The organism is Pseudomonas sp. LBUM1643 (genome assembly GCF_059716215.1).
The window spans coordinates 5,889,431-5,908,345 of the sequence record NZ_CP166813.1 but is presented as its reverse complement, the minus strand read 5'-3'; the positions used below and the strand labels follow the sequence as shown (position 1 = coordinate 5,908,345).

15 protein-coding genes are annotated in these 18,915 nt (G+C 59.1%); 5 read left to right on the top strand and 10 right to left on the bottom strand.

Annotation, left to right across the window (positions count from 1 at the left end):
- The first annotated feature begins 132 nt into the window (after nucleotides 1–132).
- From ACA063_RS26750 to ACA063_RS26740, 3 genes are all read left to right on the top strand, one after another.
- On the top strand, nucleotides 133–1,422 hold the full coding sequence (locus tag ACA063_RS26750) for a GGDEF domain-containing protein (protein WP_497663965.1): 1,290 nt from the start codon (nucleotides 133–135) through the stop codon (nucleotides 1,420–1,422).
- Between the two features lie 90 nt (nucleotides 1,423–1,512).
- Nucleotides 1,513–3,309 carry an acyl-CoA dehydrogenase C-terminal domain-containing protein gene (locus ACA063_RS26745; RefSeq protein ID WP_497663964.1) on the top strand — a complete coding sequence of 599 codons (1,797 nt, stop codon included), beginning with the start codon at nucleotides 1,513–1,515 and terminating at the stop codon, nucleotides 3,307–3,309.
- Nucleotides 3,310–3,563: 254 nt separating this feature from the next.
- Nucleotides 3,564–5,342 (top strand): acyl-CoA dehydrogenase C-terminal domain-containing protein, encoded by a 1,779-nt coding sequence (locus ACA063_RS26740; protein ID WP_497663963.1) that lies wholly within the window; start codon nucleotides 3,564–3,566, stop codon nucleotides 5,340–5,342.
- Nucleotides 5,343–5,570: 228 nt separating this feature from the next.
- On the opposite strand, the gene ACA063_RS26735 is transcribed toward ACA063_RS26740, so the two are convergent.
- Nucleotides 5,571–6,500, bottom strand: a complete 930-nt coding sequence (locus ACA063_RS26735; RefSeq protein WP_497663962.1) for a LysR family transcriptional regulator — start codon at nucleotides 6,498–6,500, stop codon at nucleotides 5,571–5,573.
- 169 nt (nucleotides 6,501–6,669) lie between these two features.
- On the opposite strand from ACA063_RS26735, the gene ACA063_RS26730 reads away from it, so the two are divergent.
- Entirely contained in the window at nucleotides 6,670–7,953 is a 1,284-nt protein-coding gene (locus tag ACA063_RS26730) for an aspartate aminotransferase family protein (RefSeq protein WP_497663961.1), read from the top strand.
- Between the two features lie 241 nt (nucleotides 7,954–8,194).
- Entirely contained in the window at nucleotides 8,195–8,353 is a 159-nt protein-coding gene (locus tag ACA063_RS26725) for a YqaE/Pmp3 family membrane protein (protein WP_003228885.1), read from the top strand.
- Nucleotides 8,354–8,432: 79 nt separating this feature from the next.
- On the opposite strand, the gene ACA063_RS26720 is transcribed toward ACA063_RS26725, so the two are convergent.
- The 9 genes from ACA063_RS26720 to ACA063_RS26680 all read right to left on the bottom strand — a co-directional run bounded on the left by ACA063_RS26720 (nucleotide 8,433) and on the right by ACA063_RS26680 (nucleotide 18,750).
- Nucleotides 8,433–10,259: a S9 family peptidase gene (locus tag ACA063_RS26720; protein WP_497663960.1), complete on the bottom strand. Its 1,827-nt coding sequence runs from the start codon at nucleotides 10,257–10,259 to the stop codon at nucleotides 8,433–8,435.
- Nucleotides 10,225–11,367, bottom strand: coding sequence for a pyrroloquinoline quinone biosynthesis protein PqqE (gene pqqE, locus ACA063_RS26715; RefSeq protein WP_497666591.1), 1,143 nt, complete (start codon nucleotides 11,365–11,367; stop codon nucleotides 10,225–10,227). The genes ACA063_RS26720 and pqqE overlap by 35 nt, the downstream gene beginning before the upstream one ends.
- Before the next feature lie 4 nt (nucleotides 11,368–11,371).
- A complete protein-coding gene (pqqD, locus tag ACA063_RS26710) occupies nucleotides 11,372–11,647 on the bottom strand; it encodes a pyrroloquinoline quinone biosynthesis peptide chaperone PqqD (RefSeq protein WP_497663959.1) in 276 nt (91 codons plus the stop codon).
- A complete protein-coding gene (gene pqqC / locus ACA063_RS26705) occupies nucleotides 11,644–12,396 on the bottom strand; it encodes a pyrroloquinoline-quinone synthase PqqC (protein ID WP_497663958.1) in 753 nt (250 codons plus the stop codon). The genes pqqD and pqqC overlap by 4 nt, the downstream gene beginning before the upstream one ends.
- Before the next feature lie 177 nt (nucleotides 12,397–12,573).
- Nucleotides 12,574–13,485 (bottom strand): pyrroloquinoline quinone biosynthesis protein PqqB, encoded by a 912-nt coding sequence (gene pqqB / locus ACA063_RS26700; RefSeq protein WP_497663957.1) that lies wholly within the window; start codon nucleotides 13,483–13,485, stop codon nucleotides 12,574–12,576.
- A gap of 71 nt (nucleotides 13,486–13,556) precedes the next feature.
- Nucleotides 13,557–13,631, bottom strand: a complete 75-nt coding sequence (pqqA, locus tag ACA063_RS26695; protein ID WP_009045898.1) for a pyrroloquinoline quinone precursor peptide PqqA — start codon at nucleotides 13,629–13,631, stop codon at nucleotides 13,557–13,559.
- Between the two features lie 154 nt (nucleotides 13,632–13,785).
- A complete protein-coding gene (pqqF, locus tag ACA063_RS26690) occupies nucleotides 13,786–16,212 on the bottom strand; it encodes a pyrroloquinoline quinone biosynthesis protein PqqF (protein ID WP_497663956.1) in 2,427 nt (808 codons plus the stop codon).
- A 48-nt stretch (nucleotides 16,213–16,260) separates the two neighbouring features.
- Nucleotides 16,261–17,055: a carbon-nitrogen hydrolase family protein gene (locus ACA063_RS26685; RefSeq protein WP_497663955.1), complete on the bottom strand. Its 795-nt coding sequence runs from the start codon at nucleotides 17,053–17,055 to the stop codon at nucleotides 16,261–16,263.
- Between the two features lie 12 nt (nucleotides 17,056–17,067).
- Nucleotides 17,068–18,750 carry a flavin monoamine oxidase family protein gene (locus ACA063_RS26680; RefSeq protein WP_497663954.1) on the bottom strand — a complete coding sequence of 561 codons (1,683 nt, stop codon included), beginning with the start codon at nucleotides 18,748–18,750 and terminating at the stop codon, nucleotides 17,068–17,070.
- Nucleotides 18,751–18,915: the final 165 nt, after the last annotated feature.

The window sequence follows — 18,915 nt, the reverse complement described above, 5'->3', positions numbered from 1 at the left end:
GGTTCGTGTTGTGACTGTTGAAATGCACCGCCTAAAAAAACCTGACTAAATCGCTCAGAAAGTCCCGGTATCTGCCGTTACAAGGAGAGGGCACAATGCCATCAATCTGTATGACGGTCGGAGCTTTTACCCTTGCCGCGTTCTTCCGCTGTACGTTTCAGCCATTTCCTGCCGTCGTTGGTGCTTTTGCTGGCAGGGCTCGCGGCTGCCTACGTCAAAGACCTCAATGTCTTCTTCACCTCGCTGTTCAACGTATTGCCAACACTGGTGTTGTTGCTAGGCGGGGCCTACTGCGCGGTTTATCGCCGCCAGCGCGAATTGTTCCTGATGGTCACGGTGTACATCGCCTACTACTTGCTGGACACGCAGACCGACTATTACCGCGACAACGGCAAGGTACGTGATGACGCCGCGGTGATTTTTCATCTGGTGTGCCTGCTACTGCCCCTGATGTTCGGTGTGTTCGCAGCCTGGCAGGAACGCACCCATCTGTTCCAGGACATGGTGGCGCGCTTCGCCGTGTTGCTGGCCGTCGGCAGCGTGGCGTTGGGGCTGGAGCAGAGTTACCCACAGGCGCTGTTGATGTGGCTGGCTGAAATCCGCTGGCCCGCGCTGCATGGCGCCTGGATGAGCCTGATCCAGCTGTCGTATCCCGTTTTCATCGCCATGTTCATGCTCTTGAGCTGGCAGTACTGGCGCAAGCCGAGACCCTTGCACGCCGCACAGCTTGTGGGTTTGCTGGGTTTGTTCTGGATGTTGCCGAAAACGTTCATCCTGCCGTTCACGCTGAACATCATGTGCAGCCAGGTGATGTTGATGATTGCGGCGGCGGTGGCTCATGAAGCCTATCAAATGGCTTTCCGCGACGAGCTCACGGGGTTGCCGGGTCGCCGCGCGTTGAATGAACGCATGCAGCGCCTGGGTCGCAATTACGTGTTGGCGATGAGCGACGTTGATCACTTCAAGAAATTCAACGACACGCACGGCCACGATGTGGGTGACCAGGTGCTGCGGCTGGTGGCCAGCAAGCTGTCGAAAATCGGCGGAGGCGGCAGGGCATATCGCTATGGCGGTGAGGAATTTGCGCTGGTGTTCGCCGGCAAGACCCTTGAGGAGTGCCTGCCGCACCTGGAAGTCATCCGCGAATCCATCGCGACATACAACATCCATTTGCGCAACCAGGACAGTCGCCCTCAGGACGATCAGCAAGGGCGGCAGCGCCGGGCCGGTTCGAGTGCTTCAAGTGTGTCGGTCACGGTCAGCATTGGCGTTGCGGATCGACTTGAGCAGCGCAGCCCGGAACAAGTGCTCAAATCCGCTGACGAAGCGCTCTACAGCGCCAAGGGAGCCGGGCGAAACTGCGTGGTGGCCTTTGGTCAGAATCGTCGCGGCGCCGTGCGTATGGACGCCGCTACGAATTGAGTGATGATGGCGCATTCAGCGTCTGGACTGTGATTGTAGGGCGTGGTTGGCGGCAGTAGGTTTGGGTGATCTGCTGACGGAGAAAATGCCATGCCCGAGTACAAAGCTCCCCTGCGCGACATGCGCTTCCTGATCGACCACGTCTTCGATTTTCACGGCAACTACGAGGCTCTGGGCGCCACTGACGCCAGCCCGGACATGGTGGCGGCGATCCTCGAAGAGGGCGCGAAATTCTGTGAGAACGTGCTTGCGCCGCTCAATCGCAGCGGCGACGAAGAAGGCTGCCATTTCGACAATGGCGTGGTGACAACGCCAGCAGGTTTCAAGCAGGCCTTCGCCCAATACGTTGAAGGCGGCTGGCACGGTCTGGCAGCGGATCCTGCTTACGGCGGCCAGGGATTGCCCAGTTCTCTGGGGCTGGTGATCAGCGAAATGGTCGGCTCCAGCAACACCTCCTGGGGCATGTACCCGGGATTGACCCACGGTGCGATGTCGGCCATTCACGCCCACGGCACCGAAGAACAGAAACTCACCTATCTAAGCAAACTCACCGCCGGGCAGTGGACGGGCACCATGTGCCTGACCGAAGCCCATTGCGGCACCGACCTGGGCATCATCAAGACCCGCGCCGTACCGACGGCCGATGGCAGTTACGCGATCTCCGGCAGCAAGATTTTCATCTCCGCCGGCGAGCACGATATGAGTGACAACATCATTCACCTGGTGTTGGCGAAACTGCCGGATGCGCCAGCAGGGACCAAGGGGATTTCGCTGTTTATCGTTCCTAAATTCCTGCCCGATGGCGACGGTGAAGCGGGGAAGCGCAACGGCGTTTCCTGTGGCTCTATCGAACACAAAATGGGCATCAAGGCCTCGGCCACTTGCGTACTGAACTTCGACGACGCCAAGGGCTACTTGATCGGTGAGCCGAACAAGGGCCTGAACTGCATGTTCACCATGATGAACCACGCCCGTCTTGGCACCGGTATGCAGGGATTGTGCTTGGGCGAGGCGAGCTTCCAGGGCGCGATCAAGTACGCCAACGATCGCTTGCAGATGCGCTCGTTGACCGGCCCGAAAGCGCCCGAAAAGCCTGCTGACCCCATCATTGTTCATCCCGACGTGCGTCGGATGTTGCTGACCATGAAGGCCTTCAACGAAGGCAACAGGGCGCTGACTTACTTCACCGCACAGTTGCTGGACACTGCGCATCTGAGTCCCGATGAAACGGCACGCCAGGATGCTGAGGATTTGTTGGCGTTCCTGACACCCATCTGCAAAGCCTTCATGACCGATACCGGGCTGGAAGTGACCAACCACGGGATGCAGGTGTTTGGCGGCCACGGTTTCATTCGTGAGTGGGGCATGGAGCAGTTGGTTCGTGATTGTCGGATTGCCCCGATCTACGAGGGCACCAATGGCATCCAGGCGCTGGATCTGCTGGGACGCAAAGTGCTCGGTAGCCAGGGCAAATTGCTGCGGGGCTTCACTAAAATCGTCCATAAGTTCTGCGCAGCAAACGTCGGGCATCCGCAACTCGCGCCCTACGTCGCGCAGCTCAACGATTTGAATCGGCAGTGGGGTGAGGTGACGACCCGGGTGGGCATGGCTGCGATGAAGAATGCGGATGAAGTCGGTGCCGCGTCGGTGGACTACTTGATGTACAGCGGTTACATCATCCTCGGCTATTTGTGGCTGCGCATGGCGCTGGTGGCACAGGCCCAGATCGACGACGGTAGCGGCGATGCCGATTATTGCCGGGGCAAACTGGCGACCAGCGAGTTTTACTTCAAGCGATTGCTGCCACGTACTGCCGCTCATCGGGCGGCCATCGAGGCGGGGAGTGATTGTTTGATGAAGTTGCCGGCGGAGTTGTTCGGGCTCTGACTTTTTCTCTGTGGCAAGCGAGCTTGCTCGCGCCGGGCTGCGCAGCACTCACGATTGGGACTGCTGCGCAGTCCAGCGCGAGCAAGCTCGCTCGCCACACGTTCTTCTCGATCCTCCCTATTCTATTCAGTGACTAAAAATAACAAAATAGTCACTGCATGACCCTATGTGTCGCAAAAGTTGTTGAGTTACACTCGGACTCAACAAAGACACCCTTCATTTGAATCAACTGTAAAGATCCTGCGAGGTTTGCCATGGCTGACTACAAAGCGCCCCTGCGCGATATGCGCTTCGTCCTCAATGAAGTGTTCGAGGTCGCTAAACTCTGGGCCGAGTTGCCTGCATTGGCCGAGACGGTCGATGCAGAAACGGTTGAAGCCATTCTGGAAGAGGCCGGCAAGGTCACCAGCAAAAGCATTGCGCCATTGAGCCGTGCGGCTGACGAGGAAGGTTGCCATTGGGCGGACGGTGCTGTCACCACGCCGGCAGGTTTCCCACAGGCTTATCAGACTTACGCTGAAGGCGGCTGGGTTGGTGTGGGTGGCGATCCGACTTACGGCGGCATGGGCATGCCCAAGGCGGTGTCGGCCCAGGTCGAGGAAATGGTCAACTCCGCGAGTCTGTCGTTTGGTCTGTATCCGATGCTGACTGCCGGTGCTTGCCTGTCGATCAATGCCCACGCCAGCGAAGAACTCAAAGCCGCGTACCTGCCTAACATGTATGCCGGTGTCTGGGCAGGCTCCATGTGCCTGACCGAGCCACACGCCGGTACGGACCTTGGGATCATTCGCACCAAGGCCGAACCTCAGGCCGACGGTTCCTACAAGGTCAGCGGCACCAAGATTTTCATCACCGGCGGTGAACACGACCTGACCGAGAACATCATCCACCTGGTACTGGCGAAACTTCCGGACGCACCGGCAGGGCCGAAAGGTATTTCGTTGTTCCTGGTACCAAAGTTCATGGTCAATGCCGATGGCAGCCTGGGCGCGCGTAACGCGGCGAACTGCGGTTCGATTGAACACAAGATGGGTATCAAGGCTTCATCGACGTGCGTGATGAATTTTGATGACGCCGTGGGTTACATCGTCGGCGAGCCGAATAAAGGCCTGGCGGCAATGTTCACCATGATGAACTACGAGCGTCTGGGTGTTGGTATTCAAGGTCTCGCCACGGGTGAGCGTTCGTATCAGAACGCGATCGAGTACGCCCGTGACCGCTTGCAAAGCCGTTCGCCGACCGGTGCGCAGAACAAGGACAAGGTCGCTGACCCGATCATCGTTCACCCGGACGTGCGTCGCATGCTGTTGACCATGAAAGCCTCGAACGAAGGCGGCCGCGCATTTTCCACCTACGTGGCGATGCAGCTGGACACCGCCAAGTTCAGCGAAGACGCCACGACCCGCAAACGTGCGGAAGACCTGGTGGCATTGCTGACGCCGGTTGCCAAAGCATTCCTGACTGATCTTGGCCTGGAAACGACAGTCCATGGCCAGCAGGTGTTCGGCGGCCACGGCTATATCCGTGAATGGGGCCAGGAACAGCTGGTGCGCGACGTGCGTATCACGCAGATTTACGAAGGCACAAACGGCATCCAGGCGCTCGATCTGGTGGGCCGCAAGATCGTCGGTACCGGCGGGGCCTTCTACAACCTGTTCGCTGACGAGATTCGTCATTTCACCACGACGGCCAGCGCTGATCTGGCGGAGTTCACCAAGCCGCTGAACGATGCCGTGTCCACGCTCGACGAGCTGACCGGCTGGTTGCTGGATCGGGCGAAAAACAACCCGAATGAAATCGGTGCCGCCTCGGTCGAGTACCTGCAAGTCTTCGGCTACGTGGCTTACGCCTACATGTGGGCACTGATGGCCAAGGCCGCATTCGGCAAGGAAGCGCAGGAGGATTTCTACGCGAGCAAACTGGGCACGGCGCGGTTCTACTTCGCGCGTCTGTTGCCGCGGATCCACTCGTTGAGTGCGTCAGTGAAGGCGGGCAGTGAATCGTTGTTCCTGCTGGATGCAGCACAGTTCTAAAAATGTAACGTCATGTAAGCATTCTCTTACATGACGTGCTGCCTTTCTGCCCTATGCGAAAATTGGATCCAGAGCTAATCTACTTCACATGGACGTAGCGCAGGAAGCGCACTAGCAACAACATGGACACGTAGGATTCTGCCAGGATGGCGGAGCGAAATGGATGTCAGGGAAACAGTCTGCAAAGCCCCGCTTCGGCGGGGTTTTCTTTTGCCCGCAGAAAAGTGGTCAGCTGAGCACGTCGATGTTGAGCGGGTTGTTCAAGCGATCAATCGGCCCGTTGATGACTTCTTCCAACAGTGTGCGCAACAAAGCCAGAGAGGCTTGTTGGCGCTGCACATCCCGGCACACCAGCCCGACTTTCAATGGCACCCGTGGTTCGGTCAACGGTTTCCAAAGCAACTCGGTGTTGCCCAGTGTCTTTTGCGAGCGCCCCGGAAGGACCGTCGCCAGTCGGGTATGCGGCAGGCTGTCGAGAATCCCTGCCATATTGTTCAATTCCGCCTGCACCTGCGGTCGCCGTCCCAGGCTGGCCAATTGTGTCTGCCAGATCTGCCGGACTTGAAACTCTTCCCCCAGCAGCAACATCGGCAACCCGGCCGCCTGGCTCATCGAGACTTTCTTGAATTCCCGCAATGGGTGATCCGCCGGAATGACCAGCGTCAGCTCATCTTCATACAGCATTACCCCGTGCAACCCCGGCTGGCGTGGCGGCAGGTAGCTGATGCCGATGTCCAATGAGCCGTTGAGCAACCGACGCTCGATTTCCAGTCCCGTTAACTCATAAATCTGCACGACAAGATGCGGCTGCGCCTTGCGTACCCGTTCGAGCATCTGCGGTACCAGGCTGGTGTGCACGGTTTGCAAGACGCCGATGGCCAGTGTTCGCAGCGCCTGCCCCTTGAAATTACCCAACGCTTCGCGCGCGCGTTGCAGGCCATCGAGCAAGGGCAGTGCGTGGTTGTATAGCGTATGGGCCGCCAGCGTGGGCAGCAGCCGCTTGCTGCTGCGTTCAAACAGGCCGACGTCGAGGTTTTGTTCGAGGTGGCGGATCTGCTGGGACAGGGCGGGTTGGGAGATGGACAGTCGCTCGGCCGCACGGCCCACATGGCCTTCTTCGTAGACCGCGACGAAATATCGCAGTTGCTTGAAATCCATAAGTAACTCTTATCGAAAATGCTGGTAAATCGAAATGGCTCAGAGCCGTGCCTGAGCCTAGTCTAACCGCATTCAAAAGGCTTGCAGGGCCAGAAACCGAGATGAATACCGTTGATGTCGATGGCATTTGCATAGGCAAGGCAAAAAACCTCGAACGAGGCTTGATCGGATGAATTTGTTCAATTTGCGTCGTAGTCCACCCAGTCTCGATGACCTTATGGAAGGCAGGTTTCAGGCTTCCCGCGACGATAAGCCGTCCAGCGATTGCCTGATGCCTAGCGTCGAGCGACCTGAGCAAGTATTCGTTCGCGGTCAGGGCTCGTGGCTGTGGGACAGCGATGACCGTGCCTATCTGGACTTCTCCCAAGGCGGCGGCGCCAACAGCCTGGGGCACAGTCCAACGGTGTTGGTCAATGCGATCACCGAGCAGGCGCAATCGCTGATCAACGCCGGTTTCGGTTTACAGCATCGCGGAGTACTCAACCTCGCCAATCGGCTGTGCAAGAGCACCGGCAGTGATCAGGCGTACCTGCTCAACAGCGGTAGCGAAGCCTGTGAAGCGGCGATCAAATTGGCCCGTAAATGGGGTCAGCGATATCGCGGCGGCGCGTCAAGGATCATCGTTGCAAACAACGCGTGCCATGGACGGAGTCTTGCCACGATCTCGGCGTCGGACAGTACAACGCTGACCAATCGATTCGAGCCACTGCTGCCCGGTTTCAGTCATGTGCCGTTCAATGATCTGCCGGCCCTGCATGCGGCAGTTGATGCCCAGACCGTGGCAATCATGCTTGAGCCGATTCAAAGCGATGCAGGGGTTATCCCGGCCACCGAGCGTTACCTCAAAGACGTCCAGCAGTTGTGCCGCGAGCTTGGCATCCTGTTGATCTTCGACGAAGTGCAGACCGGCATGGGCCGTTGCGGCGCCTTGCTTGCGGAACAGTCCTACGGCGTGCGGGCAGATATCGTCGTGCTGGGGAAAGGTCTGGGTGGCGGCGTTCCCTTGGCGGCGTTGCTGGCGCGTGGCAAAGCCTGTTGTTTCGACATCGGCGAACTGACCGGGACCCACCATGGCAACGCGTTGATGACCTCGGCTGGCTTGGCTGTGCTCGACAGCGTGCAGGACAAAGGCTTCCTCGATCATGTCGACAAAACCGGTCAGCACCTGCGTGAAGGTCTGGCTCGTCTGGCCCATCGCTACGGTCACGGCGAATTGCGCGGGCGAGGGTTGCTATGGGGGTTGACCCTGTCCGACGACTCGGCTGATGCGGTAGTCAAGGCGGCTTTGCACGAGGGCTTGCTGCTAAATGCCCCACAGCCTGATTCCCTGCGTTTTACCCCGGCACTCACCGTCAGTAAATCCAGCATCGACGAAATGCTCCTGCGCCTGGCCCGCGCTTTCTCGCGCGTGCGTACCGCGCAACTGCAGTGTCGCAAAGGGATTGCAGTCTGATCGGACTCGCCCTACACGAATTCCCGAACCGTCTCGCGGTATAACGCATCGCCCCACGCCTGATTCTTTTGGCGTGGGGCGTTTTTTTGTCGCTGTGTTTTCCAATTCTTAAACTGCTGAGCATCGTTCAGAAACACGGACTGGAAATACTGGCCTGAAGATCCACACTGAACCCTGACGAACGGCGCGTGTCGATTAGCTGTGTGGCTCGCACGAGCCGATTTCAATCAGGAGCTGACCCATGGACTTCATTCGAATCATCATTGCCATTCTGTTGCCGCCACTGGGTGTTTTCCTGCAGGTGGGTTTCGGCGGGGCGTTCTGGCTGAACATTTTGCTGACGTTGTGCGGATACATTCCGGGGATCGTGCATGCGGTGTACATCATCGCCAAGCGCTGAAATTAGCAGCGTTGACTAAATCGCTATCGCGAGCAGGCTCGCTCCCACAGGGGACGAGCCGGTCGCATGTCTTGAGTCATCAGCTGTCGAGCGCCATTACCCTTCGATAAAACAACCATTCCTGCTCCAGCGCATGTGCCTGATTGCCTCCCTTGCGAAAGCCATGGCGTTCGTCGGCGTAGTAATGCGCTTGCACCAGAATACCGTTGTCTTGCAGCGCCTTGACCATGTCCCGGGTCTGCTGCGGCACCACCACGGCATCCAGTTCACCCTGAAAGAAAATCATCGGGACCTGGATGTTGCTCGCATGTAGCAATGGTGTTCGCGCCTTGTAGCGCTCGGCATCCTTCTCGGGATCGCCGATCAGCCAGTCCAGATAATCACCTTCGAACTTGTGGGTCGCGCGGCCGAGTGCAACCGGGTCGCTGACGCCATAAAGACTGGCGCCGGCGCGGAACACGTTGTGAAAGGCCAAGGCACAAAGGGTGGTGTAACCGCCGGCACTGCCGCCACGAATGAACGCCTGGTCGCCGTCGATCATCCCGCGGTTCGCCAGGTAAGAGACCACCGCGCAGGCGTCCTCGACGTCCACCGCGCCCCAACTCAAATGCAATGCCTGGCGATAGGCCCGGCCATAGCCGCTGCTGCCGCGATAGTTGAGGTCGGCCACAGCAAAGCCGCGTTGCGCCCAATATTGAATGCGTGGATCGAGCATCGGGTAGCAAGCGGAGGTCGGCCCGCCATGGATAAACACCACCAGCGGCGGTTTCGCCTCACCGGTCATCGCCGGGTAGAAGAAGCCATGGGCCTCGCCTGAGCCACTGGGGTAACGCAAGGTGTGTGGAATGCTGATGTGTTCGACGGGCAACGGTGTGACGCCACCGGCCAATACCTTCACTTGGCGGGTGCTGCGATCGATCGCTATGACGGCCGATGAGCTGACCGGTGATGCGGCGATGCAGTAGATAAAGTGCTCGTCAATCGCCAAATGACGGAAGCGGCTGTAAGAGCCCGTGAAGTCTTCACTGACGTCACCGACCAGGCCCAATTTGCCGAATCCATCTTCGGTCCAACTCGCCAGGTAGCTGTCTTCACTGAGCGCAAGCCAGGTGCAGCCGCCGAGTTGCCAAGGGGCGGGCCCGTGATCGGCTTCTGCACTGGGCAGCGGAGTCAAACCTTCTGCAGATTCCACCCAGGGCTGCCAGAAGCCGGCGCGATCCGTCAGGCAATACAGTCGGCCACTGCGATCGAACCTGGGTTGTTGCAGCGATTCTTGAACGTTGTCGCCGGCCACGTACCGCGGCAGGGAAAAGCCGCCATCGTCGAGACGCTCGGCGACCATCAGGCGAGTGGCTGTCCACGGCTGATCCGGTCGGCTCCATTCGATCCAGGCCAAGCGTTGCGAGTCGGGACTCAATGTCGGTGCCGCATAAAAATCGGCTCCCTCTACCAGCAGCTGACGCGCGCCATCAGCGACATCGATAGCCACCAGGCAATGCTGGTCACCGTTCTCCTCGACGGCCATGACCTGTCCGTTGGCGTACTGCAAATCGCCATAACGGCACTCGCCGCCCGTCAGCACCTCTGGCGTCTTGCCCGTTAGCGGCTGTCGATACAGCTGCTGGTCGGCTTCGTTGACGAACACAACCCCGTCATCGGTCAGACAAAACGCGCCGCCGCCATATTCATACACCCGACTGCGCACGCTGAAACCTGGTGGCGTCAGGCAGTGCGCCTGACCCTCTTGCCAATGCCAGATTCGGCAAGCGCCATCATCTGGTCGGTATTCGTTCCAGAACAGGCCATGTCGACCGACCTGCAATTCGGCAAAATCGACACCGGCAGCGACGGCTTTGGCAGCGCTGAAGGGCTCAGCTTTTAGCGATGAGGCGTGAGTTTCGTTCATTGCGAAAGGCCAGTTGTTCGATGGTCTGAGTCGCGTGTTCGGCTTCTTCGCGGGCCTTGAGAATCACGCCGTGATGTTGCGATTTACTGCACACCGGGTCGGCGTTGCTGGCGTCACCGGTGAGCATGAAGGCCTGGCAGCGGCAGCCGCCGAAGTCTTTTTCCTTCTCGTCGCAAGAGCGGCACGGCTCGGGCATCCAGTCGTAGCCGCGAAAGCGGTTGAAACCAAACGAGTCGTACCAGATGTGCTGCATGCTGTGGTCGCGCACGTTGGGAAACTGTACCGGCATCTGGCGGGCCCCGTGACAGGGCAAGGCGGTTCCGTCCGGCGTGACAGTCAGAAAAATACTGCCCCAGCCATTCATGCAGGCTTTCGGGCGTTCTTCGTAATAGTCCGGCGTGACGAAAATCAGCTTGCACGGATGCCCTTCGGCTTCGAGCTTGGCGCGATACTCGTTGGTGACGCGCTCGGCGCGGACCAGTTGCTCTTTGGTCGGCAGTAAACCGACCCGATTGAGCTGCGCCCAACCGTAAAACTGACACGTCGCGAGCTCGACGAAATCGGCCTCAAGGGCGATGCACAGCTCAATGATCCGGTCGATCTTGTCGATGTTGTGCCGGTGGGTGACGAAGTTAAGCACCATCGGGTAGCCATGGGCCTTCACCGCTCTAGCCATTTCCAGCTTCTGGGCGAACGCTTTTTTCGAACCCGCCAGCAAGTTGTTCACTTGCTCGTCACTGGCCTGGAAACTGATCTGGATGTGGTCCAGACCCGCTTCCTTGAAATCGCTGATTTTCTGCTCGGTCAGGCCAATGCCCGAGGTGATCAGGTTGGTGTAGAAACCCAACTTGCGCGCTTCAGCGATCAGCTCGGCAAGGTCCTGGCGCACCAGCGGTTCGCCGCCGGAAAAGCCCAATTGAGCCGCGCCCATTTCCCGCGCTTCGCGAAACACTTTGACCCACTGCTCGGTGCTCAACTCTTTACCCTGCTCGGCGAAATCCAGCGGGTTGGAGCAGTAGGGGCACTGGAGCGGGCAACGGTAGGTCAGCTCGGCCAGCAGCCACAGGGGCAGGCCGATTTCAGGTTTGGGCGGCAACGTGCCCGGCACAGTGTCAGGCGAGTTCGATCCAGTGCTCAGCACGGGCGACCTCCATGAATTGCTCGATGTCTTCACCGAGCTCGGGCACGCCGGGAAACTTCGCATCAAGTTCGGCGATGATCGCCGCAACGTCGCGCTTGCCATCGATCAAACCGCCGATCAGCGCGGCGCTTTCGTTGAGTTTGATCATGCCTTCAGGGTAAAGCAGCACGTGGCCTTTTTGTGCCGGTTCGTACTGATAACGGTAGCCGGTACGCCAGGTCGGGGTCTTGCTGCGGTCGAAACTCATAAGGTGATTCCTTTATGCCAGACCCGCTGTTCGGTCACGCTGTGATAGGGCGGGCGGTTCAGTTCGTAGGCCATGCTCATGGCATCGAGCATGCTCCAAAGAATGTCCAGTTTGAACTGGAGAATTTCCAGCATGCGCTCCTGGCCTTCACGCGTCGTGTAGTGCTGCAGGGTGATCGCCAGTCCGTGTTCGACATCGCGCCGTGCCTGGCCCAGGCGAGTACGGAAGTATTCGTAGCCGGCCGGATCAATCCACGGGTAGTGCTGCGGCCAGCTGTCGAGACGTGACTGGTGGATCTGCGGGGCGAACAATTCGGTCAGCGAGCTACTGGCGGCTTCCTGCCAACTGGCCCGGCGGGCGAAATTGACATAGGCGTCCACGGCGAAGCGCACACCGGGCAGCACCAGTTCCTGAGAGCGCAGTTGATCCGGATCGAGTCCGACGGCCTGGCCCAGGCGTAGCCAGGCTTCGATGCCACCGTCTTCGCCGGGAGCGCCGTCATGATCAAGCAAGCGTTGAATCCACTCGCGGCGGATCTCGCGATCCGGGCAGTTGGCGAGGATTGCGGCGTCCTTCAGGGGAATATTCACCTGATAGTAGAAGCGGTTCGTGACCCAACCCTGGATCTGCTCGCGGGTCGCCCGGCCTTCATACATCGCCACGTGATAGGGATGGTAGATGTGGTAGTAGGCGCCTTTGGCGCGCAGGGCGGCTTCGAATTCGGCGGGGGACATCGGGGTGTCAGTCATTTCGGTTCTCCGGGGCATCACCGTAGAAGTTGTAGCGCCTGTACCGGCCTCATCGCCAGCAGGCGGGCTCCCTCAGGGGAATGCGATCAACTCGCCAGCAGGCTGGCTCCCACAGGGAATGCGATCAACTGTGGGAGCCAGCCTGCTGGCGATAGACCGCGCAGCGGTCTCGATTTCTTACAACACAATACTCATGCCGTCATACGCCACTTCAACATTGCGCCGCACCAGCTCCGCGCGCTCGGGTGAATCCTCATCGAGAATCGGATTGGTGTTGTTGATGTGGATAAGTACTTTGCGCGGCTGTGGCAATTGTTCGAGCACTTCGAGCATGCCGCCGGGGCCGTTCTGCGCCAGGTGACCCATTTCCCGACCGGTGCGCGTACCGACGCCGCGGCGCTGCATTTCGTCGTCATCCCACATCGTGCCATCCACCAGCAGGCAATCGCTGCCCGCCATGATCTCCAGCAGTGGCGCGTCGACTTTACCCAGGCCCGGTGCGTAAAACAGCTTGCCGCCGGTGTTCACGTCTTCGACGATCAGGCCAATATTGTCGCCTGGGTGCGGGTCGAAGCGGTGCGGCGAATAGGGGGGCGCGGCGCTACGCAGAGGCAGCGGGGTGAAGCGAAGATTGGGGCACGCGGGGACGGTGAAGCTCTGGTCGAGTTCGATACGGTTCCAGCTCAATCCGCCGTTCCAGTGGGTCAACATGTTGAACAGCGGAAAACCGGTGCTCAGGTCTTCGTGGACCATGTCCGTGCACCACACCTGGTGCGGGCATCCTTCACGCAAGCTGAGCAGGCCAGTGGTGTGGTCGATCTGGCTGTCCATCAGGATGATCGCGCTGATACCGGTATCGCGCAGGGCGCGGCCCGGTTGCATCGGGGCGAAGCTCTGGAGCTGGGCGCGGATGTCCGGAGAGGCGTTGCACAGAACCCAGTTCACACCGTCATCGGAAATCGCGATGGACGACTGGGTGCGCGCTGTTGCCCGTAAGCTGCCGTCGCGAAAGCCTGCGCAGTTCACGCAGTTGCAGTTCCACTGGGGGAAACCACCGCCAGCGGCGGAGCCTAGAATCTGGACAAACATGGTCGCTCCATCATTTCGAATCTGAAAATAAAAACGCCCCGGTGAACCGAGGCGTTGAACCGCGAGAGATCTTAGCGGCTTGCGAAGTACATGGTGACTTCAAAGCCGATACGCAGATCGGTGTAAGCAGGTTTGGACCAGGACATAGGAGTGCTCCTTCAAGTGATGGGACGGTTGAGATCTATACATATAGTCCACCTCACGCGGAGATGTTCAGATAGTTAGGTGGCTATGTTACTCAAAATTACAGAGTCCTTGCCCATGAAACTTTGAGAAAGCTAATTGCGCCACCGGTAAAGATCATTTTGCCACTTGCCAAGGTGAGCCTGGGCTCGCCCCGCTGGCCAGGCAGCGCCATGGGCCGTCGGCTTGAATCAGTCGATGTGCAGCAGTCATTAAAACTTGCCGGTCGATCGTCAGAATGGCACGCGGCAGACGCGCCAGATAATCCGACGAGTGGCCGCCCAGCTTTCCTTGCCAGAGCAGTTCAGCCGCCTGAGTGTCGGGAAGCGTGGCGCTGTCAAATTGATCGGCCAAGGATTGGCGCTGAGCAATGAAGGTGTTTTCGTCGATGCGTTCGATCATGCCCGGCAAGTCGTTCAGAAATGTTTTTATGTGCTCCAGCAGCGCTACCGGCGCCACTGTCGGCGACTGCACACCGAACATAATTCCCGTCTGCCCATGGACCTGATGCAGGGCACTGAACACCGCATATCCCAGTTGCAGTTCCACACGCAGGCGCTGATAGAACGGTGTCTGGCAAACATGCGCGAGCAAACGCCAGGCGGCTTCATCAGCGATGTCCCGGGTCGGAGACGGACAGAAAAGCAGTAACGCATGCTCATTGGACTGCGTGTCGATGGCGGTCCACAGGTGCTGAGAGTGGATCGAGGGCGCGGGCGTCGATTGACCGTCCGCAGTGCCCGGCACCCGGCTCAAGGCAAAGCCCATCGCCGCTTGTGTTTGCGCGGACAGACCGGTCGCGAGTCCATCCCAGCGCGCTCCAGACCAGAGTTGCTGCAGGTCGTCCGAGTCAGCGGTGCGCTCAAGGCAGTGGTCGGGCAGCGCTTGAAGCAGCTGCCGAATCGGAATCAGTGCCATCTTCTGCGGTGCTGGCAGCGGGGCGTCCGCATCGGATTTTGTCAGCTCTTTCAGCGCATGTCCGAGGATGGTCGGCATGGGTTCTTGCAAGCCGGTCATCTTCAGTAACCATTGATTGCCTGATGCACTGAAGGAGAAGTCGACACCGACTTGACGCGCGTCTTCGCGTAATGGCTGCAGACGTGTCTCCAGGTTCGCTTGAAGGCTGCTGTTTGGGGTCGCTGTCAGTTGCCAGCGCAGGTACACCGCGCCTATATCGGTGTGATCCGGCAATGCCTGACTGAATTGCATCGGCGAATGTTCACGACGGGTGCGCGAGCGATCCTGAGCAAAAGTGCGCAGACCTCGGTGTTTGCTGGTCTGACCGCGAATCAGGCCGGCGTTCTGGGCTGGCGCCTCGTTGCGCAGAAACGGGTTGGGTGCTGGCAGTTGCCATTTGCCGCTGAAGTTATCCACAGCGCCCATTTGCTTCAGAATTTCTCGCAGTGCGATAACGCCCTGGTTGGATAATCCGGGTTCCTGCTGCGTGACATCCAGTTGAGCCAATTGCAACGCGCGAGCCACCTGCTGCTCGCGGTGCAGGAGCGCGCTGTATTCTTCACGCAATCCATCCCAGGGTTGGTGGGAGGCAAAAAATCCGAGCCAATCCAGAAGCGGTTCGCGCAGTGCCTTCTGCGATTGAGTGGTCGCGAATTCGATGTCCAGCAGGGCCTGGCCGCCAAACCGATACAGCGGCGTGGCGTTCATATGCTCCGCTAACCCGCGTGCCTGCAGCTCGGCCAGCAGGCCGCCGGGCTTTGCCGCGTTGAGCCAATGACACAGAAAGGCCAGCGCTTCGGACGACGAATCTGGAAGTGCTTCGAAGGCAAACAGTAGATCCAGCCGATGGTCAGCAGCCTGTTGATAACTTTTTTCTGCAGCATCCATCAGCGCAGGAGGCGTTTGTTGCGGGACTTTTACACCCGCCGCAATGACGTTGCCGAAGGTCTCGGCCAACGCTTGCAGTTCATCGATACTGTGTGGCCCGACCAGACTCAGCGTCATCTGTCCGGTTTGATAGAAGTGCTGATGAAAGCCCCGTAATGCCTGCTGAAACTCAGGTTGCGAGACGGGCAGGCTGTCGCGGTTGCCCGCATGAAAGCCCCGCAGCGGATGAGTCGCCGAGAGTCCGTCGAACAGCGCGCGCTTCTGTTGAGCCGCCGCGTCCTGAGACCAGGCAACACACTCCGCCTCCAGTACTTCCCGTTCCCGCAACTGATCGTCCAGGTTCATGCACGGATGAGCGAGCATGTCCGACAGACGCTCCAGTCCACCGGCAAATGCCTGCGCCGGCAGTTCGAAGAAGAAGTCAGTGGTGCGTTCGCTGGTCCGCGCATTGACCTGGCCGCCGTGACCTTGCACGTAGGCCATCAACCCTTGGCCAGCGGGGAAACGCTCGGTACCGAGAAACAGCAGGTGTTCAAGAAAGTGCGCCAGCCCCGGCCATGCCAATGGCACGTCGTGACTGCCTGCAGCAACCCGCAACGCAGCGGCGCAACGCTTCAAGTGTGGCGCATGACGCAGCGTCACCCGCAGGCCGTTGGCCAGGGTTTCAGTGTGGGGGCGGGAGGGATTCAACGCAGGCATGAGCACTTCCAGAACAGAGAAGCGCTAATGCTAGCGGATAACGGTGGATCAGCGCTTGTTCAGCTCGCCGTATAGCTCAGGGCGACGATCGATAAGGTAGTGATACGCGGCGCGCGAGTCGACCAGCAACTGGCGATCCAGCTCGCCGACAATCAGTGCTTCATCGAGACCGGCCTGGGCAACGCGGCTGCCATCCGGCGCGGCGATGCTGCTTTGGCCGCAATAGTGAATCTCGCCTTCGTGCCCGCAGTAGTTGGCGTAGGCCACATAGCATTGGTTTTCGAAGGCTCGGGCGCGGACGGTGACGTCAGCGATGAAGTCGTACGGCACCATGTTCGCCGTGGGCACCAGAATCAGTTCGGCACCCGCCAGGGCAAGGCGACGAGCGTTTTCCGGAAACTCCAGGTCGTAACAGATCAGGAAGCCGAGCTTCCAGCCGTTGAGCTCGACCAGCGGTAACTTGTCACCGCCGGCGCTGAACATGGAGTGATCAAGATCGCCGAAGAGGTGGGTCTTGCGGTAATTGCACAGGCGCTCACCGTTGGCATCGATCAGTTGCACCGAGTTGTAGATCTGACCGTCCTCGGTGCGCTCGGGGTAGCCATACAAAATGGCGATCCCGGCTGTCTTGGCAATGCGCGCGATCTGCTGCGCCGATTCACCGTTGTGCACTTCGGCCAGCACGCTGACGGCATCGACGCCGATGTTGTAGCCGGTCAGGAACATCTCCGGCAGCACCAGCAAGTCTGCACCCTTGGCCTCCAGCGCGAGCTGATGCAGGCGATGCAGATTGCCGGCAACATCAAGGGGCAGCGGCGGACATTGGTAAAGGGCTACGCGCATTTGGAACTCCTTTTACTCGGGCAAGGCGATCGGACCGATCTCGTTGAACACATCTCCTGGACCCGGGTTTTCGGCGTGAGTTTCACCGCCGAAGTGCTTCATGATGCCCCACACCGCGTTGAGGGAGGTCTGCACCGCGCCTTCGACCCATGCTGGCGTCCACGAAACATCGTCGCCGGCGATGAAGATCCCGCGCTGTTCGGCGGGCATGTCTTGCTGCATGAAATGCGCGTACATGCGCTGGTTGTAGCGGTAGTGGCCCGGCAGGGCGCCTTTGAATGCGCCCAGGAAATGCGGATCGGATTCCCATGACACGGTGATCGGGTCACCGATGATCCGCGCAGCAATATCGACTTTCGGGTAGATCTTCTTCAAGGCGTCCAGCGCCAGTTTTACGCGCTTTTCGACCGGGTGCGGGAGCATCTTCAGCGCGTCGCTCATCCACGAATAAGACAGGCAGATCACACCTGGCTTGTCGTCGCCATTGTCGAAGAGGTAAGTGCCGCGGGTCAGGCGATCGGTGAGGGTCATGCTCATCAGGTCGCGGCCGGTTTCCGGGTCCTTGTCCTTCCAGAATGGCCGATCGACCATCACGAATGTTTTCGAGGACTGCATATAGCGGGTGCGATCGAGGGCCATCCACATCTTTTGCGAAAACAGGGTTTCGTCGCATTCGATCTGGGTGGTCAGCAGCCAGCTCTGGCAGGTCGTCAAAACAGCCGCGTATTCACGGGTGTCGCCGTAGTTGTCGGTGACCGTAAAACGTCCGCCCGGCGCATGGGCAATTTTTTTCACGCCAGAGCGCGGCGCACCGCTGTGCAGTGAACTGAGGCTCGTGCCTTGCGGCCAATGCACGCAACGTTCCGGCACATGGCGCCAGATGCCGAGGGGGACTTGTTCCACGCCGCCGACGACCAGGTGCTGGTGGTCATCGCAGTTGGTCATCACCACGCGGAAGATTTCCAGCATCGAGTTAGGGAAGTCAGAGTCCCAGCCACCCGTGCCGAAACCTACCTGGCCAAACACTTCTCGGTGGTGAAACGACAATTTGGCAAAGGCTTTGGAGGTGGCGACGAAGTCGTAGAAGGTGCGGTCGTCCCACAGCGGAACCAAGGTGTTCCACAGCTCTTTGAGGCGCGGCACGTCGCGGTCGCGGATGGCTTGCTGGATATCGGAGAACTGCGAACCGGCTTCGAGCGCATCTGCCCAGGCGTCAGCGACTTCCTGGAACAGCGCCGGAAGGTCCGCCAGTTTCTCTGCGTAATGGGTTTTACCTTCCAGGTCGATGACGGTGCTGCCCGAAGCAGGCGTCAGCGGGTTCGGGAAAGGTTTGGTTTCCAGCCCGAGCTTGTCGACGTAATGGTAAAACGCAGTGGATGACACCGGAAAACGCATGCCGCCGAGTTCGGCGACGATGCCTTCGGCGCCGTTGAATGCCTGAGAGCGCAGACGTCCGCCCATTTTCGAGGCTTCGTAAACGACGGGCTTGAGGCCCAGTTTCATCAATTCATAGGCTGCCACCAGGCCCGCGATGCCAGCACCAACAATCGCGACTTCAGCACCGTGGTTGTGTGCGGGAATGCTACCCAGGCCAGCCGGGTGCTCAATCCAGTCGTCGAAGCCGAAAGGAAAGTCAGGACCAAAGATGGTGACTGGTTTTTTACCGTCTGCAGGATGGCGATTATTCTTGTTCATGGCTGACCTTGCTGGCGACCCGACGCGGTAGGCGCATCTGAGTATAGGAAAAGATGGCAGCCATTCTAGAGAGCGTAGAACACGTTAATAAGACGCAAAGTGTTGTCGTTTTGCCTGTCTGCTTATCAAAACGACGACCTATCCATACATTCTGTCGACTGTGGG